Annotated in this window: 21 protein-coding genes; 16 read left to right on the top strand and 5 right to left on the bottom strand. The window is 67.4% G+C overall.

Annotated features, from left to right (window positions below; translation table 11 throughout):
• Positions 1-122 precede the first annotated feature (122 nt).
• The 7 genes from arsS to B447_RS04260 all read left to right on the top strand — a co-directional run bounded on the left by arsS (position 123) and on the right by B447_RS04260 (position 7,154).
• Positions 123-1,085, top strand: coding sequence for an arsenosugar biosynthesis radical SAM (seleno)protein ArsS (gene arsS / locus B447_RS04290; protein WP_002936942.1), 963 nt, complete (start codon positions 123-125; stop codon positions 1,083-1,085).
• Between the two features lie 20 nt (positions 1,086-1,105).
• A complete protein-coding gene (locus B447_RS04285) occupies positions 1,106-3,250 on the top strand; it encodes an FAD-dependent oxidoreductase (protein WP_002936939.1) in 2,145 nt (714 codons plus the stop codon).
• A 97-nt stretch (positions 3,251-3,347) separates the two neighbouring features.
• On the top strand, positions 3,348-4,118 hold the full coding sequence (locus B447_RS04280; RefSeq protein ID WP_002936935.1) for a DUF3047 domain-containing protein: 771 nt from the start codon (positions 3,348-3,350) through the stop codon (positions 4,116-4,118).
• Positions 4,119-4,163: 45 nt separating this feature from the next.
• A complete protein-coding gene (locus B447_RS04275; protein WP_232431524.1) occupies positions 4,164-4,865 on the top strand; it encodes a TIGR04283 family arsenosugar biosynthesis glycosyltransferase in 702 nt (233 codons plus the stop codon).
• Positions 4,862-5,518, top strand: coding sequence for a TIGR04282 family arsenosugar biosynthesis glycosyltransferase (locus B447_RS04270; RefSeq protein WP_002936931.1), 657 nt, complete (start codon positions 4,862-4,864; stop codon positions 5,516-5,518). Before B447_RS04275 ends, B447_RS04270 begins: the two co-directional genes overlap by 4 nt.
• Positions 5,515-6,630 carry an FAD-dependent oxidoreductase gene (locus B447_RS04265; protein ID WP_002936927.1) on the top strand — a complete coding sequence of 372 codons (1,116 nt, stop codon included), beginning with the start codon at positions 5,515-5,517 and terminating at the stop codon, positions 6,628-6,630. The genes B447_RS04270 and B447_RS04265 overlap by 4 nt, the downstream gene beginning before the upstream one ends.
• Before the next feature lie 326 nt (positions 6,631-6,956).
• Positions 6,957-7,154 carry a zf-HC2 domain-containing protein gene (locus tag B447_RS04260; protein WP_002936924.1) on the top strand — a complete coding sequence of 66 codons (198 nt, stop codon included), beginning with the start codon at positions 6,957-6,959 and terminating at the stop codon, positions 7,152-7,154.
• Between the two features lie 25 nt (positions 7,155-7,179).
• Here the strand turns inward: B447_RS04260 and B447_RS22025 are convergent, their stop codons facing one another.
• The 3 genes from B447_RS22025 to B447_RS04245 all read right to left on the bottom strand — a co-directional run bounded on the left by B447_RS22025 (position 7,180) and on the right by B447_RS04245 (position 10,281).
• Positions 7,180-8,127, bottom strand: a complete 948-nt coding sequence (locus tag B447_RS22025) for a toll/interleukin-1 receptor domain-containing protein (protein WP_083491417.1) — start codon at positions 8,125-8,127, stop codon at positions 7,180-7,182.
• Positions 8,128-8,389: 262 nt separating this feature from the next.
• Positions 8,390-9,001: a sigma-70 family RNA polymerase sigma factor gene (locus B447_RS04250; RefSeq protein ID WP_002936920.1), complete on the bottom strand. Its 612-nt coding sequence runs from the start codon at positions 8,999-9,001 to the stop codon at positions 8,390-8,392.
• 95 nt (positions 9,002-9,096) lie between these two features.
• Complete coding sequence (locus B447_RS04245; RefSeq protein ID WP_002936918.1) at positions 9,097-10,281, bottom strand: aminotransferase-like domain-containing protein; 1,185 nt, start codon at positions 10,279-10,281, stop codon at positions 9,097-9,099.
• Positions 10,282-10,342: 61 nt separating this feature from the next.
• Here B447_RS04245 and B447_RS04240 point away from each other — a divergent pair, with 61 nt between their 5' ends.
• From B447_RS04240 to B447_RS04215, 7 genes are all read left to right on the top strand, one after another.
• A complete protein-coding gene (locus B447_RS04240; RefSeq protein WP_002928192.1) occupies positions 10,343-10,789 on the top strand; it encodes a MarR family winged helix-turn-helix transcriptional regulator in 447 nt (148 codons plus the stop codon).
• A gap of 129 nt (positions 10,790-10,918) precedes the next feature.
• The gene (locus B447_RS04235) at positions 10,919-11,623 is read left to right on the top strand and encodes a hypothetical protein (RefSeq protein ID WP_002936916.1); all 705 of its coding nucleotides are present in this window, start codon (positions 10,919-10,921) and stop codon (positions 11,621-11,623) included.
• Between the two features lie 15 nt (positions 11,624-11,638).
• A complete protein-coding gene (locus B447_RS22810; protein WP_269745235.1) occupies positions 11,639-11,959 on the top strand; it encodes a thioredoxin family protein in 321 nt (106 codons plus the stop codon).
• Entirely contained in the window at positions 11,856-12,134 is a 279-nt protein-coding gene (locus B447_RS04230) for a DUF2789 domain-containing protein (protein ID WP_332306956.1), read from the top strand. Before B447_RS22810 ends, B447_RS04230 begins: the two co-directional genes overlap by 104 nt.
• An 88-nt stretch (positions 12,135-12,222) precedes the next feature.
• Positions 12,223-13,137, top strand: a complete 915-nt coding sequence (yghU, locus tag B447_RS04225) for a glutathione-dependent disulfide-bond oxidoreductase (protein ID WP_002936915.1) — start codon at positions 12,223-12,225, stop codon at positions 13,135-13,137.
• 122 nt (positions 13,138-13,259) lie between these two features.
• Positions 13,260-14,945, top strand: a complete 1,686-nt coding sequence (gene pgi / locus B447_RS04220) for a glucose-6-phosphate isomerase (protein WP_002936913.1) — start codon at positions 13,260-13,262, stop codon at positions 14,943-14,945.
• Complete coding sequence (locus tag B447_RS04215; protein ID WP_037982345.1) at positions 14,938-15,681, top strand: response regulator; 744 nt, start codon at positions 14,938-14,940, stop codon at positions 15,679-15,681. The genes pgi and B447_RS04215 overlap by 8 nt, the downstream gene beginning before the upstream one ends.
• 187 nt (positions 15,682-15,868) lie before the next feature.
• On the opposite strand, the gene B447_RS04210 is transcribed toward B447_RS04215, so the two are convergent.
• Entirely contained in the window at positions 15,869-18,859 is a 2,991-nt protein-coding gene (locus B447_RS04210; protein WP_002936909.1) for an ATP-binding protein, read from the bottom strand.
• 153 nt (positions 18,860-19,012) lie between these two features.
• On the opposite strand from B447_RS04210, the gene torT reads away from it, so the two are divergent.
• On the top strand, positions 19,013-20,152 hold the full coding sequence (torT, locus tag B447_RS04205) for a TMAO reductase system periplasmic protein TorT (RefSeq protein WP_002936907.1): 1,140 nt from the start codon (positions 19,013-19,015) through the stop codon (positions 20,150-20,152).
• 68 nt (positions 20,153-20,220) lie between these two features.
• On the opposite strand, the gene B447_RS04200 is transcribed toward torT, so the two are convergent.
• A complete protein-coding gene (locus tag B447_RS04200) occupies positions 20,221-22,869 on the bottom strand; it encodes a molybdopterin-dependent oxidoreductase (RefSeq protein ID WP_002936905.1) in 2,649 nt (882 codons plus the stop codon).
• A 244-nt stretch (positions 22,870-23,113) separates the two neighbouring features.
• Between B447_RS04200 and B447_RS04195 the strand changes: the two genes are divergently transcribed.
• The gene (locus B447_RS04195; RefSeq protein ID WP_002936902.1) at positions 23,114-23,953 is read left to right on the top strand and encodes an aldo/keto reductase; all 840 of its coding nucleotides are present in this window, start codon (positions 23,114-23,116) and stop codon (positions 23,951-23,953) included.
• The last annotated feature ends 66 nt before the right edge of the window (positions 23,954-24,019 follow it).

Below are 24,019 nucleotides of genomic sequence, written 5' to 3'. Positions count from 1 at the left end.
CAGCGGATCATGAGCCGCGGCCCGCTCCGGCCGTCGGCCCTTGCTTCGGTCGTTTCGTGAAATTTGCTGTAAGGATTCGCGCGCGCCTCCGACCAAGGTAAAAACCGACCCGGAGCACTCCAATGCGCGACACCTTCCCCCTGCTGGTCAAGACCGATTTCCCCGCGCTCACGCGCGGCCGTCTCGAGGTGCTGCAGGCCAACCTCGGCTACCGCTGCAACCAGGCCTGCCTGCACTGCCACGTGGCCGCCAGCCCGCGCCGCACGGAAGAAATGAGCTGGGACACGATGGCGCTGCTGCTCGAGGTGGCGCGCCGTCACCGGGTGCGCACCCTGGACCTCACCGGCGGCGCGCCGGAGATGAACCCCAACTTCCGCCGGCTCGTGGCCGAAGCGCGGGCGATGGGGCTGAATGTCATCGACCGCTGCAACCTCACCATCCTGGGCGAGCCGGGCTACGAATGGCTGGCCGATTTCCTCGCCGCGCAGCGCGTCGATGTCGTCGCCTCGCTGCCGTGCTACCTCGAGGACAACGTCGACGCCCAGCGCGGCGACGGGGTGTTCCGGCAGAGCATCGACGGATTGCGCACGCTCAACGCGCTCGGCTACGGCCAGCCCGGCTCCGGGCTCGTGCTGAACCTGGTCTACAACCCGCTCGGCCCCAGCCTCCCGCCCGAGCAGCACGGGCTGGAGCAGGCGTACAAGCGCGAGCTGGCGGCGCGCTACGGCATCGTGTTCAACCAGTTGTTCGCGCTCGCCAACATGCCGATCCAGCGCTTCGGCAGCCAGCTGATCTCACGCGGGCAGTTCGACGGCTACATGGCCCTGCTCAAGGGTGCCCACCGGCCAGAAAACCTGGTCGGGGTGATGTGTCGGGCGCTGGTATCAGTGAGTTGGCAGGGGCAGGTTCATGACTGTGACTTCAATCAGATGCTAGGGCTGCCGCTCGGGGCTCGGTCACAGGCCACGCATCTGCCCGATCTTCTGGGCAATGACATGGAGGACGGCACAATCCGGGTTGGCGAGCATTGCTATGGCTGTACCGCCGGCCAGGGCAGCAGTTGCGGCGGCGCGCTCGAGCATTGAGCGCATTGGCAGACATCCAGATGAATCCTCGCAAACTCGCCGTCCTCGTGACCCTTGCCGCCGCGATCGGCAGCTTCTTCCTGTTCGATCTTGGCCAGTACCTCAACCTGCAGACGCTGAAGGCGCAGCAGGCCGCCATTGCGGACTATCGCGACCACAATCCGGTGCTGAGCGTCGCCGTCTATTTCCTCATCTACGTGGCCGTCACCGCCTTGTCGGTGCCCGGTGCGGCCTTGCTGACGCTGGCCGGCGGCGCCGTGTTCGGGCTGCTGTGGGGGACGGTAATCGTCTCCTTCGCCTCCACCCTCGGCGCCACCGCCGCCTTCCTGATCGCCCGCTTCCTGCTGCGTGACTGGGTCGGGCAGCGCTTCGGCCAGCGCCTGGCGGCCATCGACGAGGGCATCAAGCGTGAAGGTGCGTTTTACCTGTTCACGCTGCGCCTGGTGCCGGTGTTTCCGTTCTTTCTGGTCAACCTGCTGCTGGGCCTGACGGCGATGCGCACCTGGACCTTCTTCTGGGTCAGTCAGCTCGGCATGTTCGCGGGCACCGTGGTGTATGTGAATGCCGGCACCCAGCTTGCGCGCATCGACAGCCTGGGCGGCATCCTGTCGCCCGCCCTGCTCGGCTCCTTCGCCATCCTGGGCGTGTTCCCGCTGATTGCGCGGCGCGTAGTGGAGCGCGTCCGCCGCAATCGGGTCAATGCGCGCTGGACACAGCCGAAACAGTTCGACCGCAACCTGGTGGTGATCGGGGGCGGCAGCGCCGGCCTGGTCACGTCCTATATCGCCGCAGCGGTCAAGGCCAAGGTGACGCTGGTCGAGCGCCACAAGCTTGGCGGCGACTGCCTCAACACCGGCTGCGTGCCCTCGAAGGCGTTGATCCGCTCGGCGAAGTTCCTGTCGCACGTCGCGCGCGCGCCCGAGTTCGGTATTGCCTCGGCCGATGCGCGCTTCGATTTCGCCGAGGTGATGGAGCGGGTGCAGCGCATTATCGCCCAGGTCGAGCCGCACGATTCGGCCGAGCGCTACACCGGGCTGGGGGTCGACGTAGTGCAGGGCGCTGCGCGCATCGTGTCGCCGTGGGAAGTCGAGATCGATACCGCCGACGGCGAGCGCCGACGCCTCAGCACACGCGCCATCGTCATCGCCACAGGCGCCCGCCCGACGGTGCCCGAGCTGCCCGGTATCGAGGATACGGGCTACCTCACCTCCGACACGGTCTGGTCGCTGCGCAAGTTGCCGTGCCGACTGCTGGTGCTGGGCGGCGGGCCGATCGGCTCGGAGCTGGCCCAGGCCTTCGCCCGCTTCGGTGCCCAGGTCATCCAGGTCGAGCGCGGGCCGCGCCTGCTGCCGCGCGAGGACGCCGATGTCTCCGAGCTGGTAATGCAGCGTTTTCGCGCCGAGGGCATCGACCTGCGCCTCGAGCACCAGGCCAAGGCCTTCATCAAGGACGGCGAACAGAAAATCCTGATTGCCGAGCATGCGGGCAAGGAGGTGCGCATCCCCTTCGACACCGTGCTGATCGCGCTCGGGCGCAGCGCCAACCTGCGGGGCTACGGGCTGGAGGAACTCGGGGTGCGCTGTGGCCGCACGATCGAGACGAACGCGCTGCTGCAGACCAACTATCCGAGCATCTACGCCGCGGGCGACGTGGCCGGGCCTTACCAGTTCACCCACACCGCCGCGCATCAGGCCTGGTACGCCGCGGTCAACGCGCTGTTCGACCCGATCAAGACCTTCAGGGCGGACTACCGCGTCATCCCCTGGGCCACCTTCATCGAGCCCGAGGTTGCCCGCGTCGGACTCAACGAGCAGGAAGCACGCGAACAGGGCATCGCCTACGAACTCAGCACCTTCGGCATCGACGACCTCGATCGTGCCATTGCCGACAGCGAGGCACACGGTTTCATCAAGGTGCTGACGGTGCCCGGCAAGGACCGCATCCTGGGCGTGACCATCGTCGGCGAGCACGCGGGCGACCTCATCGCCGAGTATGTGCTGGCAATGAAGCAGGGCATCGGGCTCAACCGCATCCTCGGCACCATCCACATCTATCCGACCCTGGCCGAAGCCAACAAGTACGTGGCCGGCACCTGGAAGCGGGCTCACGCCCCCGAGCGCCTGCTGCAGTGGGTGGAGCGCTTCCACACCTGGCGCCGCGGATAGGTGTCGACACCCGGATGCGGTGCAACGCCGAACACAGGCGCATCAACACCCCGCTCTTGAACACCCGAGGCATGAAGACCCAACTCGAGCCCATCGAATGAATCGGCACCGTCACGTCTCATGGGCCGCAGGCCTGCTGCTCATGCTGGTCGCCCCTGGCACGCTGTCCGCCACCGTCTGGGTAGGACGCTTTGACGGCGAGGGACCGCCGCCCGAGCCCTGGCGCATCCAGCAGCTCGACGAGCGCATCCCGCCCACTCGCTACACGCTGCGCGAGTGGGACGGCGTGCCTGCCGTCGAGGCGCTGGCCGAGCGCAGCATGGCGCTGCTCGGCCGCCCGCTCGAGGTGGACCTCGCGGCAACGCCGCACCTGTGCTGGCTGTGGCGGGTCGATGCCCCAGTGGCAAACGCCGACATGACGCGCAAGGCGGGTGACGATTACGCGGCGCGCGTGTATCTGAGCTTCGACGTGGCACCCGAGGCGCTCGGCTTCGGCACCCGCACCAAGCTGGCCCTTGCGCGCTCGATCTACGGCAACCAGGTACCCGACGCCGCGCTCAATTACGTGTGGGACAACCGCCACCCGATCGGCACGCTGCGCGACAATGCCTACACCGATCGCACACGCATGCTCGTGCTGCGATCGGGCGCGGAGGATGCCGGGCGCTGGGTGCTGGAGCGGCGCAATGTCGCCGAGGACTTCCGGCGCGCGTTCGGCGACCTGCCGGCGAAGCTCAGCGGCCTGGCGCTGGCTTCCGATACGGACAACACTGCGAGCGTGGCGCGTGCCGGCTTTGCGCAGCTCCGCTTCGTCGCCGATGCAGGCGACTGTGACACCCCGCAGCCTGGGGCCGTGGATGGAGGCTGAAAGTTGAGTGATCCGATGCAGGCGCCGGAACGGACGCCAAGGTCCGTGCACGATGGCGCTGAGAACGACGTGTCGATCGTGATGCCGGTGCTCGATGAGGCCGCCGGCATCGTCGCGCGCCTGCAGTCGCTGCAGGCGCTGCGCAGGCAGGGGGTCGAACTCATCGTGGTCGACGGTGGCAGCCGGGACGACACCGTCGAACGGGCCGCTCCCCTGGCAGATCGGCTTTTGAGCACAGGCCGTGGACGCGGGCGGCAGATGAACGCCGGTGCAGCCTGCGCGCGCGGCGGGGTGCTGCTCTTTCTCCATGCCGACACGACCCTGCCCCCCGACGCGATGTCGGCCGTGCGCCAGGCCCGCGCAAGCGGTGCCGCATGGGGGCGCTTCGACGTTCGCATCGTGGACGGGCCCGCGGGGATTGCGGTGGTCGCCTGGGCAATGAACCTGCGCTCGCGCATCACCGGCATCGCGACCGGAGACCAGGCCATGTTCTGCACACGCGAGGCCTTCGCGGCGGCGGGTGGCTTTCCCGAGATCGCGCTGATGGAGGACATCGTGCTCTCGCAGCGCTTGCGTGCGCGCTCACGCCCGGCCTGCCTGCGCCAGCGGGTGGAGACGTCCGGCCGGCGCTGGGCGCGTCATGGGCTGGTGCGCACGGTGCTGACCATGTGGTGGCTGCGGCTTCGCTTCTGGCTCGGTGCCTCGCCGGATGCGCTTGCGCGCGCCTACGGATACACCCCGCGATGAACGACGACGCCTCGACGCGCATGGAACTGGCAATCCTGGCCAAGGCGCCGCTGCCCGGCCTGTGCAAGACCCGCTTGATTCCGCACCTCGGCGCGGCCGGCGCGGCGGCGCTGCAAGGCTGGCTGCTGCAGCGCGCGGTGGCCACGGCGGTGAGCGCCGACATCGGGCCGCTCAGCCTGTGGTGTGCGCCCGACGAAACCCACCCCGACTTCCAGCGCTGCCGGGCCTTCGGCGATGTCCGCCTGCTGCCCCAGCCACAGGGGGATCTTGGCGCACGCATGCATGCCGCAGTTGCCGCAGCGCGCACGCCGGCGGGCACGCTGATCATAGGCACCGACTGCCCGGCGCTGACGCCCGGCTTGATCCGGCAGGTGGCCGACGCCCTCGGCCGCCACGACGCGGTGCTTGTCCCCGCGGAGGATGGCGGCTATGTGCTGATCGCGCTGCGGCGTGCAGATCCGCGCCTGTTCGAGGCCATCGACTGGAGCACGGATCGCGTCATGGCGCAGACGCGCCTGCGCCTGCAAAACCTCGGTCTCGACTGGCACGAAACCGCGCCCTTGTGGGATGTCGACCGCCCGGCCGACTTCGAGCGTCTGGCCGCAGGCATGCCGGCGCTGCGCGCGCTGGTCGCCACGCCGGAGCAGGCATGAAGCGCCTCGTCCTCGCCGGCGCCGGGCACGCCCACCTGCACGTGCTGCGCACGCTCGGCGCGGCGCGCTGGCCGGGCGTGGAGGTCGTCCTCGTCACGCCCTACCCGCGCCAGATCTACTCCGGCATGGTGCCGGGCTGGATCGCCGGGCACTACCGCCTCGAGGACTGCGTCGCCCCCGTCCTGCCGCTGGCAGCTGCCGCGGGTGTGCGCGTCGTCCAGGATGTCGTGTGCGCAGTCGATGCGAAGCGGGGCCATGTCACGCTGGCAAAAGGCGGCCGCATCGACTTTGACGTGCTGTCGCTGGACACCGGTGCCGGCCTCGCCATGGATGAAGGCCTGTCGGACCACCCTGGGCTGCTGCCGGTACGCCCGCTCGAGTCCTTCGTGACGCGATGGGAGCGGGCGCTGGCAACGCTGCTTGACGACGCGCAGGCGCGGGTGGCCGTAATCGGTGGCGGCGCGGCGGGCGTCGAACTCGCGTTGGCAGTCGCGTACCGACTGCGTCGCGAGACCGGCGCCGCAGTGCAGCGGGTGACGCTTGCCTGCGGGGGTGGCTTGTTGCCGGGGCACGCGCCCGGGGTCGTCAAGCGCGCGCGCGCAGCGCTGGCACGCCAGGGCGTCGAACTCGTCGAACAGCGGGTACGTGCCGGCACATCCGCACTGGAGACCGAAGCCGGGACGCCGCTTGCCGCAGCGTGGGTGATCGCGGCAACCGGCGTGGGCCCACCCGGCTGGCTCGCCCAATCGGGGCTGGCGCTCGCGCCGGATGGCTTCCTCGCTGTGGGAGAAGGCCAGCAGAGCGTTTCACACCCGAACGTGTTCGCCGCGGGCGACGCCGCCTCACGCATCGATGCGCCGCATGCCAAGTCGGGGGTCTATGCGGTGCGCGCGGGCCCGGTGTTGAGCGGGAATCTGCGGCGTGCCCTGGAAGGGCGCCCCATCGAGGCCTATCGACCGCAACGCCGCAGCCTGTACCTGCTGGCCACCGGTCCACGCGAGGCGATCGTCTCCTGGGGGCCGGTGGCGGCAAGCGGGCGTCTGGCGTGGCGATGGAAGGACTGGATCGATCGGCGTTTCATGCGCCAGTATCAATCCTCGGGCGAAGAATGAGCCATGCATGTGCTGGCGCCAACAAGATCGACCACAAGCTCCGTCACGGGCCTGCGCCTGCAACACGGGCAAGCGCCCGGTTCAGTAACCCGCCCTGGGACGACGCCTCGATCACCGCGATCCGGCATGAGATGCTGCGCTTCGCGCGCATGCAACTGCGCGACGCCGGACGAGTTCGATGTGCTGTTCAACCAGCGGGAACTGTGGAACCCCGACGATCGCCCCGCGATATGGTCGGATCACGTGGCCTGCTTCGTGATCCTGCACCGGGCACGGCTCGGCCTGCGGGCGTGTCTCGAGAATCGCCGTTACCAGGGAGAGGTCCGATGAGGATGATGGACTGCAAGGATGTGACGCGGCTCATGTCCGAACGCTATGAGCGCACGCTCAGCCTGCGCGAGCGGCTGTCGCTGAAGGTGCATACGGCCATGTGCATCGGTTGCACGAATTACGGCAAGCACATGGACGTGCTGCGCAAGGCCATGGCTCGGTTGCGCGAAGGACAGACCAGCGACGAGCGATGAGCAGGCCGCAACCAGCAGCCCGCCGTCAATCTTGTGCGCCCAGCTTCGCGCTGACTGCGGCGACGAGCGCGGCGAAATCGCTTTCGCTGTGCATCTGTGGCGACAGCGTGTTCATGTTGCCGAGGATGGAGGTCAGTTCGGCGATCGTGCGCCGGATTTCGGCGTAGCGGTCGATGTCCTCGCGGAAGCCCTTCAGGTCGGCTGCCGAGACGGTCTTGAGGGCCTCGTCGAGTTCGCGGATCTCGGCTTCCCAGTGCTGCACGTAGCGCACCCGATCAACTGATCGATGAATCTTCGCGTCGTCGAGCAGCACCGGGAATACGCGGTCCTGGAAGTTGCCCTGCGCGGCGACCCGCATCAGCTCGAACATGCAGTGCGGCGAGCGCAGGTACTTGTCGCCGATCACTGCGATCACGCAGCGACCGCCGCCCAGCCGTTCCATGAAGGCACGGATATCTGCCTTGTAGCCGAGCGCCTGCTTGTCGCGCACGACCGTGATGCCGTGCTCTGCGAATGCGCGCTCGAGCCGCTCCACCAAGGCCTCGCTCTCGCCGCCCCAGGCATAGGAGACGAAGACCTCGCGCGTCAGCTCGCCGGGCACGGGCGCCCGGCCTGTCGCAGCAGCGGGGACGACGCCAACGATGGTATCGGGTCGGCCTGCCGGGAGCCGAGCGAGGGACGACTCCAGCGCTCTGAAGACCGCTTCGACGTTCTGCCTGTTGCGGCCGAAGTCGAATACCGTCGTGCTCACCTTGCAACTGCTGCGCGCATGGACGGCACCGTCCCGCACCGTGAGCTCGATGTCTTCGCCGAAGGACTTCCAGTTAACGCCTGCACTCGCCTCGATACGTCCTTCGTCCGGCAGTGCACGCTCGATGGTGAAGCCGCAATCCGACAAGGCGGCGCGGCCTCCTTCGAACAGCAGGGCTGTCGCCAGCGCGTAGTGGCGTGTCTCTTCGTGCTTCGCTGCCATGCCGGCCTCCGCTGTGAATGTGCTCGCCGCGGCGCGATCGACGCCGCTCATGTCGTCCTTGTGCAAGCCTTGATGGTGCTGCCGGTCTGGCGCCATGGAAGTTGGGGCACTCCCGAGCGGCAGCGCGCCTCGATTCTAGCCGTTCGGGAGAGACCTGGCGCGTCGTGCTCGCCGCCCGCGTTGCCCTCGCTCAGGCGAGCGTCGCGCGTGCGCTCTTAGCCTGCGGACATGAGCCGCATCACATTCTTGCAACTCAGCATCTTCATCGGCCCTCTCCCTGGAACCAGCGATTCTCCAGACACTCCCTCAGGCCAAGCCGCGCGCGGTGCAGGATCACGAAGCAGTTGTTGCTGGTGATGCCGAGCTCCGCACAGATCTCCGTGGTCTCGAGTTCCAGAAGTTCACGCATCGTGTAGACGCGAGCGATGTGCTCGGGCAGGTTGTTCATGCAGACGTCGAAAACCGTCCAGAACGCCTCCTGTTCGAAAGAGGCCTCCGGGTCCGACCAGGTCGATGGCCGGTCATCGGGGTTCCAGTGGCCGCGCTGCTCGAACAGCGCGTCGAAGTCCTCCAGGCCGGCATCGACCTCTGCGCGCGCAGCGAGGTCGCTTCGGCTGATCTCGCGCGCCGACGCGCGGATGTGATCGACGATCTTGTTGCGCAGGATCGCGAACATCCAGGTCTTGAAGGCCGACCGCCCGGCGAAGCGCTTGGCGCCGGTCATCGCCGCCATCAGCGCCTCCTGCACCATGTCCTCGGCCGCGGCGCTGTCGCGCAGTTGCAGGCGCGCGAAGCGCAGCATGTCGCGCCGGATCGCGGTGATCGAGGCGTCGTCCCAGGGCGGGCTCAGGGCCTGCGCGCTGACCTCGGTCATAGATTGCTCCTGTCTTTTGTCTCCGCAAGAATACCGCGATCGCGAAGACGACAGCTCCGTGCGCAGTTGCAGCAGACCCGCGCACGAGCTGGTGCTCAACGCGCCGCCACCCTGCCGGCTTCCGGGTGCTCGATCGCGCGCCGGACAAGCTCGGCCAGCACGGCCAGCCCGCGCTCGATGCCCGCCTCGTCCGCATGGCTGAAGTTGAGCCGCATGCTGCCGTTCGCGGCTGGCTCGCCGGCATGGAACAGCTCGCCCGGCATGAATGCCACGCCGCGCTCGATCGCTGCTGGCAACAAGGCACGGGTGTCGATCGGCGCCAGCAGGTCGATCCAGAAGAACAGACCGCCAGGCGGCGTCCGCCAACGCGCGAGCTCGCCGAAATGGCGCTGCAGCGCGGCGGCGAAGAAGTCGCGCTTGCGCCGATAGGCGTCCACCACCCGCTGCATGCGCTCTGCGCGGTCGGGCGAGCGCAGTTGCGCCAGCACGACATGCTGGCTGACGCGGTTGCTGTGCAGGTCGGCCGCCTGCTTCAGACGCACCAGCAGCGGCACCAGCGCGGGCGCGGCCACCAGATAGCCCAGGCGCAGGCCGGGTGCCAGCGTCTTGGAGAAGGAGCCCTGGTAGATCCACGGTGCGCGCTCGAGATGAGCGCACACCGGCGTGCGCTCGCAGGCGTCGTAAGCCAGGTCACGATACGGATCGTCCTCGAACAGCGGCACGCCCAGGGTGTCGCAGGCGCGGGCGAGCACAGCGCGCTCGGCGGCGTCGTAGCAATGGCCGGTGGGATTCTGGAAACTCGGGATCGCATAGGCCAGCGCGGGCGGCACATCGGCGTCGAGGCCAGCGAGCGCCTGCCGCGGGCGCAGTGGCGCAAAACGGGCTCCGAAGAAGCGGAACACTTGCAGCGCTGCGAGGTAGGTCGGCTCTTCCACCGCCACCGTCGTACCCGGGTCGATGAAGAGCTTTGCCACCAGATCGATGCCCTGCTGCGATCCCGACAGCACGAGCACCTGGTCGGCCGTGCAGCGCAGGCCGATGGCGGCGACCTCGGCCGCGATCTGCTCGCGCAGCGCCGGCTCGCCCTCGCTTGGACCGTACTGCAGCACCTCCCGCAGCAATGGCATGCCCGACAGATCGGGAAAGCTGTCTGCCGACGGCAGGCCGCCCGCGAACGAGATCATGCCGGGACGATCGATGACGGCGAGTATCTCGCGGATCGCAGAGGGTTGGAGGCGATCCACGCGCTCGGAAAGCTTGGGCTGTTGTCGGCTGTTCATGGCTAAGCGTCAATGTTGTTGACCTTTTGCCAAGATAGGCACCTCCGCCTATCATGTCAATATGCTTGACCAATCAACAACCGACGCATTCGACGACAAGGACCCGCGTCGCGCGATCGAGCGCTTCTACTTCGCCTACCGCGCCTTCACTGCGGGCGCCGACCAGTTGCTGGAAGCGCGTGGCCTTGGGCGCGTTCATCACCGCGTGCTCTACTTCATCGGCCGCAATCCCGGGATCTCCGTCGGCGCCCTGATCGACGCCCTGGGTGTCAGCAAGCAGGCCCTCAACGCCCCGCTGCGCGAGCTCGTCGAACGCGACCTGATCCGTGCCGAGCCTGCCGCCGAAGACCGCCGCGTGCGTCAGTTGTCGCTCAGCGCACAAGGCCAGGCGCTCGAAGCCCAGCTCACCGAGATCCAGACCGACCTGCTCGGCCGCGCCTTTGCCGATTGCGGCGGCGAAGCGACCGATGGCTGGCACGCAGTCATGAAGCGACTCGCCGCCAACTGAACGGGCCGGACGGCAAGCACCGGCGCGACATCCCGGCGACGCTCGACGACGCAGCATCCGGCACGGACACCTGAGGTGTTCCCCACTCCTTAAACTGTATAAAATATCAGTCACCCAGGAAGACTGATGATGACTCACGACCAGATGACCCTGTTCGCGGTCCCGACCGCCCCAACCGAGTCGCAGCCCGCGCGTCAGGCACTACCTCGGCGAGCGGTCCGGACACGCTCCGCGCCCGACGATGCGCCCCAGGCTGCGCTGCTGCCCCTGCAACTGATTCCCCACGAGGCCACACCCGCCATGACCGATAACGAGCCCCTGCCCTCCATCGCCCCCGCTCCCGACGACACCCCGGACGCCATCCGCAGCGACCGCCTGTGGCAGCTCGACGGCTGGACCGCCCGCGTGATCAAGAACGAGGACGACGACGGCTGGGCAGTGGAGATGCTCAAGGACGGCGAGGCCGAGCCGGCGCTGGTCGGCCCATGGACCATGGGGCGTGACAAGAAGAACCCCAAGCCGCTCGACCAGACGGCCTTCAACACCCTGGTCAAGACCGCGACCGAAGTGCTGCAGCGCCATGCCCAGCAGGCCCACGCAATGCTGCACAAGTCGCTCACGGTGTTCGCACTTGACGCCCAATGGGACGTTCGCCTCGACATCACGCCGGACGAGTACGAGCCCTTTGCAACCCTGAGCGCGTACGACGAAGCCGGCGATGAAGTCGCCCAGGTACGCGTGGCGCCGGACTTTCGCCTCAACACCACGAGCGCGACGGCCTGGATCGTCAGCGGCTTCGCCCGCCCTGGAGGCCGGGGGCCTTTTGACGACTGAGCCAAGGGCAAGCAGATCGCGCTCGAGAGGGTTGAGGGCATACAGAGAATCATGAACTATGGCGTGATGTCGACACCGGAAGTGGTCATCGACGGTACTGTAGTGCACACCGACAGAGTGCCCGCACGCAGCAAGGTCGAAGGCTGCTTCCGAGCATGCCCGGCTGTGCAGGACTGCCGGGCGAGCGCAACCATTGATGGCGGAAAACGCGGCTGTCGCAGCCTTTCGGCTCATCGTCATCCTTGCAACAGGATTCAACGAAAAGGAGTTCACCATGGAAACCGGTATCCACGCCTTCAGGGACCTATTCGCTCAACTTGGCTTGCCAAACAGTGACGCTGAGATCGCCGATTTCATCCGGGCTCACAGCCCACTGCCCGACTTCGTGAAGTTGGCGGACGCGCCATGCTGGACACAATCGCAGGCGGCCTTTCTGCGCGACGAGTTGGCAGAAGACGCCGACTGGGCCGAGGTCATCGATCAGCTCAGTGCAGCGCTGCGGCGCACTTGAGCGGAAGATTTAGCGGCCGACATGGCGCGCACCAGATGGCCTATCATGCCGCGAACGGCTTGGCCGGAGAGCCCGGGAACGATCGATCATGAGCAACTCGCAGTCACAAGCCCCAAGTCAGGGCCTCGGCAACACCGACGCCGACACTTACACCCCGCCCAGGGTGTGGACCTGGAACAAGCCCAATGGCGGACACTTCGCCAGCATCAACCGTCCGATCGCCGGCGCCACGCATGAGCGCGAGCTGCCGCGCGGCCGGCACCCGCTGCAGCTGTACTCGCTGGCCACGCCCAATGGCGTGAAGGTGACGGTGATGCTCGAGGAACTCCTCGCGCTCGGCCATGCCGGGGCGGAGTACGACGCCTGGCTGATCCGCATCAACGAGGGCGACCAGTTCGGCAGCGGCTTCGTCGGCGTGAATCCGAACTCGAAGATCCCCGCCCTGCTAGACTGCAGCAGCCCGCAGCCGACCCGCGTATTCGAGTCCGGCGCCATCCTGATGTACCTGGCCGAGAAGTTCGGCGCCTTCCTGCCCACCGCGCCGGCACAGCGCGCAGAGTGCCTGTCGTGGCTGTTCTGGCAGGTCGGCAGCGCGCCCTACCTCGGTGGTGGCTTCGGCCATTTCTACGCCTATGCGCCAACCCGTATCGAGTACGCCATCGACCGCTTCTCGATGGAGGTCAAGCGCCAGCTCGACGTGCTCGATCGCCGCCTGGCCGAAAGCCGCTTCGTGGCCGGGGACGACTACACCATCGCCGACATCGCGATCTGGCCCTGGTACGGTGCGATGGCGAAGGGGCTGCTCTACGACGCGGGCGAGTTCCTGCAGGTCGAGGACTACACCCATGTCGTGCGCTGGGCCGATGAGATCGCGCGTCGCCCGGCGGTGCAGCGCGGGCGCATGGTCAACCGCGTCACCGGCCCGCTGGAGCATCAGCTGCACGAGCGCCACGACGCAAGCGACTTCGACACCCGCACCCAGGACAAGCTGCAGGAGGTCTGAATGGCGGACCCGCAAGGGGGCTGAAGCCCCCTTGGCCAGTGTTGCGGACACGACGATTTCAAGCGTACGGGATAGACGATAGAATGGCCGCCCACCCAGTCACGGCCGATCGAGTGCCCGCAATGAACCAACCCGCGCCCCGCCCCAGTACCACGCAGCTGCCGGCCTGGCAGGCCCTTCGGGCCTGCGGCGAGGCCGCGGCCGGGCGCCACATCGCCGATGAATTCGCTGCCGACCCCGGGCGCGCCGAGCGCATGCAGGCCGAGGCCTGCGGCATCTTCCTCGACTATGCCAAGAACCGTGTCGATGCGCCCACCCTGGCCCTGCTTTTCCAGCTCGCACGCGAGGCCGGCGTCGCCGAGCAGCGCGCAGCCATGTTCGGCGGCGAACGCATCAACCGCACCGAGGGGCGCGCGGTGCTGCACGTGGCGCTGCGCATGCCGGCAGGCAGCACGCTGATGGTCGACGGCGACGACGTGGTGGCGGACGTGACCGCGGTGCGCGAACGTGTCCGCCGCTTCAGCACGGCGGTGCGCGAGGGCGGATGGCGCGGCCATGATGGCCGTCGCATCACCGACGTGGTCAACATCGGCATCGGCGGCTCCGACCTCGGTCCGCAGATGGCCTGCGAGGCCCTGCGCGACTTCGCCCACCGCGAGCTGAGGCTGCACTTCATTTCCAACGTCGACGGCATCGCACTCGACCGCCTGCTGGGCACGCTCGATCCAGGCACGACGCTGTTCATCGTCGCCTCCAAGACCTTCACCACCCAGGAAACCCTCACCAACGCCAATGTCGCACGGCGCTGGCTGCTCGGCCATGCGGGCAGCGAAGCGGCCATCGCCCGCCACTTCGTCGCCGTGTCGACCAACACCGAGGCCGTTGCACGCTTCGGCATCGACACTGCCAACATGTTCGGCTTCTGGGACTGGGTGGGCGGGCGCTATTCGATGTGGAGTGCGATTGGCCTGCCGCTCGCGCTGCAGATCGGTGCCGAGCGCTTCGACGAGTTGCTTGCGGGCGCGCACGCAATGGACGTGCACTTCCGCGACGCGCCCTTCGAGCACAACCTGCCCGTCATCCTGGCCTTGCTCGGGATCTGGAATGTCGACTTCCTCGACGCGCCCACCCAGCTCATCGCCCCCTACCACCAGGGCCTGCACCGGCTGCCCGCCTACCTGCAGCAGCTCGACATGGAATCCAACGGCAAGTCGGTGCGATCGGACGGACACGCGGTCGGCTGCCACACCAGCCCGGTGATCTGGGGTGAGACCGGCATCAACGGCCAGCATGCCTACTTCCAGATGCTGCACCAGGGCACGCGCCCGGTGCCGGTGGATTTCATCGGCGTGCTCGAGCACCCCGCCCATCTGCACGCACAACACCGCATCGCTTTCGCCAACATGGTGGCGCAGGCCGAAGCCCTGATGCGTGGCAAGCGCGCAGCCGAGGCCGCCGCAGAGATGCACGCCGCCGGCCTGCCGCAGGAACGCATTGACGCACTGCTGCCGCATCGGGTGTTCGCCGGCAACCGCCCGAGCAACACCCTGCTGCTCGATCGCCTCGACCCTCGCACTCTCGGCGCCCTGATCGCGCTCTACGAACATCGCACCTTCGTGCAAGGCGTGGTGTGGGGAGTCAATCCTTTCGACCAGTGGGGCGTCGAACTGGGCAAGCAGCTCGCCGGGCGAATACTCGAGGACATGGATCGCAGCACCGATATCAACGCCCATGACGCCAGCACGACGGCCTTGATCGACCGCTATCGCCGTGGCGCGCGCGCGACAGACCCCGCCCAACATGCGTGAGGCCCGCGTCCCCACGCTCCTGGTGGTCGATGACGACCTCGTCGCGCAGGCAAGGCTCAAGGCCTATTTCAGCCAGGAAGGCTATCGCGTGCTCGCTGCCGACGACGGCGAAGGCTTCTGGGCTGCGCTCGCGCGCGACGCAGTCGACCTGGTGCTGCTCGACATCAACCTGCCTGGGCAGGACGGCCTGTCGCTTGCCCGAGCGCTGCGTGCACGCGACGCCGGCATCGGCATCATTCTGGTCACCGCGCGCAATGACGACATAGACAAGATCGTGGGCCTCGAGGTGGGTGCCGACGACTACGTGACCAAGCCCTTCAACCCGCGCGAACTGCTGGCGCGGGTGAAGAGCCTGTTGCGGCGCAGTGGTGAACACGCAGCTACAGCCGAGGCCAGCACGCGCCCGCTGTGCTTCGGCGGCTGGACCCTTGATCTCGCAAAGCGCCGCCTCATCGATATCAACGCGAACGAAGTCGCGCTCACCCGGGGTGAGTTCGAGGTACTGGCGCTGCTCGCACGCCACCCCCAGGAGGTACTGAGCCGCGATCGCCTGTCGCGCGCCGTTAGCGGTCGCGACTGGGATCCGCAGGATCGCACCGTGGATGTCCTGATCCGCCGCCTGCGCGGCAAGCTCGATGGCGGAACGGGCGATGACGGTGCCCCCTCGCTGATTGCCACCGTACGCGGCGAGGGCTACCGGCTGGCGGTAGACGTGGTGGCCGGCCCCGCCACCTGAACGCTGGCGCCACGGAAGGACATGCGAACTTCGCGGTGTCGTCACGCTCGAACGAGCCAATGCACTGCACTCGGCCTGCGCTGCGGCGGGCCGCGTCAGGCCTTCTTCACAAATTCCGACTTCAACCACATCGTGCCAATGCCGTCAATCAGCGCCTGCAACAGGACTGAACACCTGCAGCACTTTACTAATCTTCATCCAATGCTGCACGGAGCGCCTGCAGCGTAATTCGGTAGCCCTCCACCAGCTTCTGGACGCGAGTATCGAGTGCTTCGCCACCAGCGTGACACGCCGACTCGAAATTAGCCGCCAGTTCGCCAAGGCGCGCCAACCCCATACTTTGCGCCGCGCCGCGCAACTTGTGTCCCAGACGAGCGCATCCCATGGCGTCGCCCTGCGCTGCCGCTTGCTCGAGTTCAGCCAGCAGGGTGTCGCCCTGGCGCTCGAACACTGCGGCGATGTCGGCAACCACCGCAGTACCCAGGGCCGCCTGCTCGCTGCGCAGGAACGCCAGATCCACCCAAGCCGATACCGCCGCGGTCGGGTCCAGAGCGGACTGCACCTCACTGTCTGCCATCACCACCCGTACAGGAGCAACCGGTGCCGCACCATGGAGCAGTCCGCTCAGCAAACTACGCAACTGCGCCCGCGAGAAGGGCTTCGGCAGAAAGGCGGCGAAGCCCGCCCGCAGCAGGGCTTGCACCTCTTGGGCGGGTACATGGGCAGACATCAGCACCGCTGGCAGGTCACGCGTGGCCGGCGAGCTGCGCAAACGGGCGAGCAGTTCGCGCCCATCGCCATCGGGCAGGTTCATGTCGATGAGCGCGAGCGCAAGCGGCTGGCTCGCCGCGATCTCCAGCGCGTGGTGGATATCGGGCGCGCTCAGCACCTCTTGCCCCAGCGCCTCGAGAAAACGCTCGATCACCATCCGGTTGACCGCGTCGTCCTCCACCACCAGCACGCGCTGACGCGTCGGCAGGGCGTACGGGGTGGATGCGTTGGCGGCTTGCACATTGTCTTCCCCTGCACGCTCGCCCTGCTCCCCCTGCGCGTGCACCTCGTCCACTCCAACCTGACGCTCGAAGTACAGCTCGAAGTGGACCGTCGTGCCCTCGCCCAGTCTGCTCTGCAGGCCGATCTGCCCGCCCATCGCCTCGACCAGACGCTTGCACACCGCCAGTCCAAGCCCGGTGCCGGCATGGTGGCGACCACTGTCGCGCACCTGCACGAAGGGGTCGAACACCTCGCGCTGGCGCTCGGGATCGATGCCGATGCCATGGTCCTGCACCGCAAAGAGCAAGGTGTCCGGACGAGCGCCACAGGTGATGTGCACCGTTACGGCGCCCTCGTCGCTGAACTTGATGGCATTGCCAACCAGGTTGAGCAGGATCTGGCTGAGCTTGCGGCGGTCGCCGTGCAACAGGTCCGGCACGGCGGGTGCGATGTCCGCCACCAATGCGAGCCCGCGTGCCGCTGCGCGCGTGCCCTGTACCGCGAACACATCGTTGACGGTGTCGCGAAGGCTGAAGACGCTACGCTCCACATGCACGCCGCCGGCCTCGATGCGAGCGAAATCGAGCATATCCTCGAGCAGCTCGAGCAACAGCACCGCGGCGGCGCGCATCTGCACCGCATACTGGTGCTGCTCGGGCTGCAACGGACTATCCTCGAGCAGTTCGAGCAGGCCGAGAATGCCCGCCATCGGGGTCCGCAGCTCATGGCTGACCGTGCCGAGGAAGGCTGTCTTGGCGCGGTCGGCACGCTCCGCCGCAGTGCGGGCACTGGCGTGCTCCGCCGTCTCGATTGCCAGCGCGGCATTGCTGCTGCGCAGCTCGGCAGTGCGCTCCGCGACCTGGCGCTCCAGCGCCTGCTGCTGCTCGCGCAAGGCCTCGGCAAGGCGATCGCGCTCGAGGGCATCGTTGCGAAAGTGCACCAGGGCACGAGACAGCGAAGCGATTTCGTCATCGCCGGCGGTGTCGATGACGACGTCGCGCCGGCCCGCGGCCAGCGCCAGGGTCGCCTCCTCCAAAGCCAGCAGGCGGCCGAGCGTGTGGCGACGCAGGACATGGATGATGACGAGCGCCGTGACCAGCAGCAGCGCACCGCCAATGGCACCGAACGCCACCAGGCCGGAGGTGGCACTGCGCTCGGCGGCCAGGCCAGCGGCGGCGAGCAGACGGCCGCCACGGTGAATCAGCTCGCCGGCGAGGGCGTCGAGCTCGGTGGTGAGCTGGCCGATCTCGGCCTGCAGACCCTCGGCGCTGCTGCGCAGCGCGATCTCCTGCCCGCGCAGGGCGAAAGCACCCGCCGGCGCCAACGCAGCCCCCAGGCCTGCATGCAGCATCTCACCCTCGGCCCTGCCCGCTGGGTCGGCGATATCACGCAGGCGCCGCCCGAGCAACACCCGTTCGGCGTCGAAGGCCTGGCGTGCGGCCCGCAGGCGGTCTTCGCCGTCCACCTCATCGAGCCGGTCAAGCAAGCCCCCGAGCGCATGGGCGGCGAGCACGAGCTCGTGCATGCGCTCGAGTGTATCGAGATCCAGATCAAGCAGGCGGTCACGAGCACCCGGCCGCACAGCCTCGATCGCAGCAGAGGACGCCTCCCCGTCCTGCAGCAGCACAGTCAGCGTGGACACGAGCAAGGCCGTAGCGTTGTCGGACTGCGTGCGGGCCAGCGCGTCGAGTGCATCGACCTGGACGCGCAGGCGCTGACCCTCTGCCAGGCTGGCCTCACGCAGCAGCAGGCGCGCACCGACCGTATCGGCCATTGTGCGCAGGCGTTCGGCAAGGCGGCTGGCGGTGGCCATCAGGCGGCTGCGCAACTCGGCCTCGACGTGGGCGGCCGACAGGCTGTCCAGGCGCTCACGCACTAGGGCAAGATCCTTCTCCAGCGCTGCCTGCAGTTGCGCCAGCTCATCCCTCGACTCGACACGCCCCAGGCGCGGCGCCAGCGCCGCCAGGCGGGCGTTGCCGCGCACCGTCTCATGCAGTGCGTCAGCCGCCGGCAAGGTATCGCGTACGATGGCCTGCTGGCTTGCCACCACGCGCTGGAAACTGACCCAGCCCACCACGGCAACCATCACGGTGCCTAGCGCCGCCAGCAGCAGCCCGAGCAGCAGGCGTTCACGCAGGCCGAAGCGGCGTCGGGACGGGGCTTTGACGTAAGATGAGGCGTCCATAGTCAGGGCAAGCGCGGGCGGTGGGGAAGGACGGCAGAAGGTGGCCATCACACGCTCGCGCGCCCGGGCGCTGGAGCACGACCAACCGCCTTACATCATGCGACGAGCAGTAAAGACATGGTTTCATCTTACCGGCACCGGAGCACGGGCAGCATGTCCATGTGCGCACTATGCGCACCGATCCTCGCCGCGCTGCTGTCCCTCGCCCCGGTGCCGGCCGCATCGGCGTCAAACGGCATGGAATGGGCGCTCGAGCGCTGGGAAGGTGATGGCCCAGCCCGCCTGGATATTGGCGCCCCAGAATCCACCCGCGCGCCGCCACAGCTGCCGCGCATCCCTGCATCACGGCCGTGGACCTTGTGTGCGGTGTACCCGCATCTGAAGGACAGCTATTGGCTGGCGGTGAATTACGGCATGGTCGATGAAGCACGCGCGCTCGGGCTGGGCTTGCGAGTGTTGATGGGCAAGGGCTACGAGAATCTCGAAAGCCAGCGCGCGGGCGTTTCGGACTGCATCGCCGACACGCGCACCGATGCGCTGCTGGTCGGCACGGTGAGCTTTGCCGGCCTCAACGACCTGCTCCGCCCTTATGCGGCGCAGCACCCCGTGCTGGGGCTGGTGAATGACATCGATGCCAGCGTGGTGAGCAGCCGGGTGGGCGTGCCCTGGTACCAGCTCGGCTGGCAGATCGGCCGCTGGTTGGCCGAACGCCACCCGGCGGGCAGTGCGGAGGCGACCATGGCCTGGCTCCCCGGGCCGCTCGAAGCGAGTTGGGTCAACTTCGTCGACCGTGGCTTTCGCGCCGCCCTCGACGGCAGCGCGGTGCGCATCGTGGTCGTTAGCGGCGGCGACACGGGGCGCTCCATTCAGCGTCAGCTGATCGAGGCGGTGCTCGACGCTCACCCCCGGCTCGACTATCTGGTGGGCAACGCGCCGATGGCCGAGGCGGCAATTGCCGAACTGCGCCGACGTGGCCGCGAGGACAGCGTCGGCATCATCGCCTCCTACATCACGCCAGGCGTGCACAGCGGCCTCGCACGCGGTCGCATCCGTGTATCGGTAAGCGATTTCCCGGTGCTGCAGGGTCGCCTGGCCGTGCGCCAGGCCCTGCACCTGCTCGAAGGCCGGGCTGTCGCCCCCTACCTGGGCCCCAGGGTTGAACGCCTGGATGCGGATAATCTGGCTCAGTATCCGCTCGACTGGATGCTACCGCCAGCCGGTTTCGTCCCCATCTACGAGGTTATCCCCGTCGAGCCGGAGAAGCCTCGTACGACGACGCCGGCCCGGCCATAGGCCACTACCGGCGTCTCGCAGATGCACGCCCTGGCTGCACACCCGGGCGTGCCATCAGGATCGCGCGCTCAATCGGCGCGCGCGTTCTTGTGCAGGAAGTCCAGCACCAGCTTGCGCTCCTCGTCGGTGAGCCCGGCACGCGGGAACATGCTCTCGGTGATGCCATGCCACTGCTTGACCGTGAAGTCGCCCGGCTCGCGCGGCACGTGACACAGTGTGCAGCGCTCGTAGAACAGCTTCTCGCCCGGCGTCATGCCTGCGGTGGCCGCGGCCTTGGCCTTGGCGGCACGCTCGGTGAGGCTGAAGGCAGCCGCCTCGATGCGACCGGAGGCGTTTTCGACCAGGGGCGGCTCGTAGGCACGGTTCGGCCCCTCGACGTCGGTGCATTTGCGGAAGTAGGCTAGGCAGGTGTTGGCGCTGGTCGCCTGGCTGAGATCGCTCGCCGCCACACTGGTAGTGAGCACGTTGATCGCCCCGCTGTTGCAGCGGCCCTTGCTGTCCTTCGACAACCAGGCGCCTTCGTAGATGCTGATCACACCCTTCATGATGTTGGGCGACACGCGGGCGCCGACGATCAGCGCGCCGCGGTCGTTGTAGACCTCGATCAGGTCGCCGTCCTTGATGCCGCGCTCACGGGCATCCTCCTCGCTGACCAGAGCGAACTCCCGGCCGTCGATGTTGAGGTGCTTGGCGCACTCGGCGTTGGCCATCTGAGAATGCACGCGCATGTAGGGGTGCGGGCTGACCACGTGCACCTGGCCGGGCTTGGCGTTGCCGAGAAACTCCGCGGGCTCGAGATACTTCGGGATCGGCGGACATTCCTCGGTACCGAAGCGGGCAAAGCTCTCGCAGTAGAGTTCAATCTTGCCCGATGCGGTGTGCAGCGGGCTCTTCTGCGGATCGGTGTAGAAGTCACCATGGCGCACCCAGCCGCGTGCGGACTCGGGCACCTCCATCTCGGCGACACCGGCTTCCCAGAACGCCTCGAACGGGATCGTGGCGTCGGTGTTGGCATAGCTGTTCTTGACGATGTCCATCACGGTCAGGCCTTCGGTGAAGCCATACTCGACACCGAAGAGCTCGGCCAGGCGGCGGAAGATCTCGAAGTCGTCCAGGCTCTCGCCGTAGGGCTGGATCACCTGACGCATCGCCCAGATCTTGTCGTTGCTGTAGGTGCCGCCCGTGCTGATGTCGTCGCGCTCGAGGTGGCTGGTGGCCGGCAGCACGATGTCGGCATAGCGCGAGGACGCGCACCACCACGGGTCCTGATTGACCACGGTGTGCACCTTCTTCGCCATCGCCTCGATCAGTTCGTTGGTGTTCTGCTGGTGATGGACGAAGTTGTTGCCGGCGTTGTAGATCATGTGCACATCGGGGTATTCGAAGCGCTGACCGTCGCGGGTATAGGCCTTGCCCGGGTTGAGCAGCATTTCCGAGATGCGCGAGGCCGGGCAGCGCCCCTTGGCCGGGTTGCGCCCCTGCGGAATGCCGACTGCACCGCGCTTGCCCGACACCGGCATGCCGCCACCGCCGTAGTGCCACGAGAAGCCGACGCCTTCGCCCGGCTTGCCGATCTTGCCGGTCATGGCGGCGAAGGCAATGATCGCCCAGTGGCTCATCTCGCCGTGGTGGGCGCGCTGCAGCGACCAGGCACCGGCAAACTCGGTACGCTTGCTGGCGAACAGATCGGCCATCTCGACGATCCTGGTCGCCGGGATGCCGGTGATCTTCTCGGCCCATTCCGGGGTCTTGGGCGGGGTGCCGTCGGCGTCCTTGCCCAGCAGATAGGGCAGGAATTTCTCGAAGCCAACGGTGTATTTGTCCAGGTAGGCCTTGTCGACCTTGCCGGTCGTATACACATGCCAGCACATCGCCAGGAACAACGCGGTATCGGTGTTGGGGATGATCTTCACCCACTCCGCGCGCATGGCCTCATCGGTGGTGGTGCGCTGCGGGTTGATCGACACGAACTTCACGCCGGCGTCGCGGATCGCCTCCCAGCGCGAATACATCTGGTGGTCGGCCACCGTGTATTCGATGCGGTTGTTCTTCCACGGGTCGCAGCCGACCAGCACGAACACCTCGGTGTGGTCGCGGATCACCTCCCACGAGGTCTGCGGCGAATACACCTCCATGTCGCCGATGATGTGAGGCAGGCTGATCTGCGAAGCGCCGCCCGAGTAGTCGCCGGTGGTCACGCTGTGGCCGCCGATGAGACCGAACAGGCGACCTTGCAGCACTTGCGGGCGCAGCACGCCGGCGTGCGACCAGCCGCCATAGGAGGAACTGAAGAGCGCATCGTTGCCGTGCTCTTCGATCGTGCGCAGGCTGGCGTCGGCCACGAGGGCCAGCGCATCTTCCCAGGACACGCGCACGAACGGCTCCTTGCCGCGCAGGTGGGGCTTGGTGTCACCGCGTGGATTGGCGAGGTAGGAGCGACGCACCATCGGGTACTGCACGCGGGTCGGGTGGTAGGTGCGACTGAGTACGCCCTCGAGCAGCATCTGCGTGGGCATGGGGTCGAAATCCTTCAGCGGCTGCACACCGATCAGCACGCCGTTCTTAACCACCGCCTTGAAGGGGCCGTAGTGCGAGGCGTGCGGAATCAGTATGGTGTCCGAACCGAACACCTCGTTGACGCCGAAAAGCTTGAGGCCACCCGTGGCAATGGCGATGGCGGCGGTGGATTTCAGGAAGGCGCGGCGGCTGAGCGACATGACGATTCTCCTCGAGCGGATCTGGTTTGCGTGAGGCCTCGCTTGGCGAGTGCCTTTGCTGAGGATCATCTTCCACACCCACGGTTAACACCGGCCGGAGAATTGCGAATGGACGCTGCGGATGTGTTAATCACATTCACATGGCGGCACACGCCACCACGGCTGGCGGCAGCGGACAGCCCTGCGTTATGCTCGAAGCCACTCCCCCCGGCGCTCCCCGCCAACGATCTCAGAGAACGAGACCATGACCCAACACATCCAGCCCGCGCCCTGCCTCAGTCTGCTCAATGGCGTGCAGATTCCACAGCTTGGACTCGGAACCTGGCCGATGAACGATGCCGAGTGCGCCGTCACCGTGGCCGCCGCGCTGCAGATGGGCTACCGCCATATCGACACCGCCGAGAACTACGAGAACGAGCGTGGCGTCGGCGAAGGCATCCGCAACTCGGGCGTCACGCGCCGCGAGGTGTTCGTTACCACCAAGTTCAATCGCAAGTGGCACAGCGTGGACGGCGCCCGTCAAGCCTGCGAGGCCAGCCTGAAACGCCTCGGGCTGGACTACATCGACCTGCTGCTCGTGCACTGGCCCAACCCTGACCAGGACCGCTACCTCGAAGCTTTCCAGGGCCTCGTGAAGCTGCTCGAGGCTGGTGTCGTGCGTGCAATCGGCACCTCCAACTTCAAGCCCGCCCACCTGCAGCGCCTGTTCGACCTCGGCCTGGTGCCGCACCTCAACCAGATCCAGCTCGACCCCTACCACCTGCGCGACGACCTCGTCGCCCTCCACCGCGAGCGCGGCATCGTCACCGGCGCCTGGCGCCCGCTGGGCTGCGGCAACGCCATGCTGGCCGACCCGGCGATCACCGCGATCGCCGAGCGTCACGGTCGCACGAGCGCGCAGATCGTGCTGCGCTGGCTGGTACAGCAGGGCTTCGTCGCCACGCCGAAATCCTCCAACCCGACCCGCATGGCGCAAAACCTGGCGATCTTCGACTTCGCTCTCAGCGATGACGAGATGGCGGCGCTGGGCAGGCTCGACCGCCCCGACCCCGAGATGTTCGACGCCGATCGCTTCGGGCACTGATCGGTCCGCCCGCCACGGCATACGCTCACGCCTGTGGCGGGGGGGGGGCGGGCGCGGGTCCGAAAA

The sequence above is a fragment of the Thauera sp. 27 genome (assembly GCF_000310125.2).
Taxonomy (GTDB): domain Bacteria; phylum Pseudomonadota; class Gammaproteobacteria; order Burkholderiales; family Rhodocyclaceae; genus Thauera; species Thauera mechernichensis.
The sequence above is the reverse complement of the archived record's forward strand: the minus strand, read 5'-3'. Positions and strand labels throughout refer to the sequence as shown.

Bases quoted from the DNA above. Each gene is read 5' to 3' on its own strand.
- arsS (WP_002936942.1), top strand. From the start codon at position 123: ATGCGCGACACCTTCCCCCTGCTGGTCAAGACCGATTTCCCCGCGCTC.
- B447_RS04285 (WP_002936939.1), top strand. From the start codon at position 1,106: ATGAATCCTCGCAAACTCGCCGTCCTCGTGACCCTTGCCGCCGCGATC.
- B447_RS04280 (WP_002936935.1), top strand. From the start codon at position 3,348: ATGAATCGGCACCGTCACGTCTCATGGGCCGCAGGCCTGCTGCTCATG.
- B447_RS04270 (WP_002936931.1), top strand. From the start codon at position 4,862: ATGAACGACGACGCCTCGACGCGCATGGAACTGGCAATCCTGGCCAAG.
- B447_RS04265 (WP_002936927.1), top strand. From the start codon at position 5,515: ATGAAGCGCCTCGTCCTCGCCGGCGCCGGGCACGCCCACCTGCACGTG.
- B447_RS04260 (WP_002936924.1), top strand. From the start codon at position 6,957: ATGAGGATGATGGACTGCAAGGATGTGACGCGGCTCATGTCCGAACGC.
- B447_RS22025 (WP_083491417.1), bottom strand. From the start codon at position 8,127: ATGGCAGCGAAGCACGAAGAGACACGCCACTACGCGCTGGCGACAGCC.
- B447_RS04250 (WP_002936920.1), bottom strand. From the start codon at position 9,001: ATGACCGAGGTCAGCGCGCAGGCCCTGAGCCCGCCCTGGGACGACGCC.
- B447_RS04245 (WP_002936918.1), bottom strand. From the start codon at position 10,281: ATGAACAGCCGACAACAGCCCAAGCTTTCCGAGCGCGTGGATCGCCTC.
- B447_RS04240 (WP_002928192.1), top strand. From the start codon at position 10,343: ATGCTTGACCAATCAACAACCGACGCATTCGACGACAAGGACCCGCGT.
- B447_RS04235 (WP_002936916.1), top strand. From the start codon at position 10,919: ATGACTCACGACCAGATGACCCTGTTCGCGGTCCCGACCGCCCCAACC.
- yghU (WP_002936915.1), top strand. From the start codon at position 12,223: ATGAGCAACTCGCAGTCACAAGCCCCAAGTCAGGGCCTCGGCAACACC.
- pgi (WP_002936913.1), top strand. From the start codon at position 13,260: ATGAACCAACCCGCGCCCCGCCCCAGTACCACGCAGCTGCCGGCCTGG.
- B447_RS04215 (WP_037982345.1), top strand. From the start codon at position 14,938: ATGCGTGAGGCCCGCGTCCCCACGCTCCTGGTGGTCGATGACGACCTC.
- B447_RS04210 (WP_002936909.1), bottom strand. From the start codon at position 18,859: ATGGACGCCTCATCTTACGTCAAAGCCCCGTCCCGACGCCGCTTCGGC.
- torT (WP_002936907.1), top strand. From the start codon at position 19,013: ATGTCCATGTGCGCACTATGCGCACCGATCCTCGCCGCGCTGCTGTCC.
- B447_RS04200 (WP_002936905.1), bottom strand. From the start codon at position 22,869: ATGTCGCTCAGCCGCCGCGCCTTCCTGAAATCCACCGCCGCCATCGCC.
- B447_RS04195 (WP_002936902.1), top strand. From the start codon at position 23,114: ATGACCCAACACATCCAGCCCGCGCCCTGCCTCAGTCTGCTCAATGGC.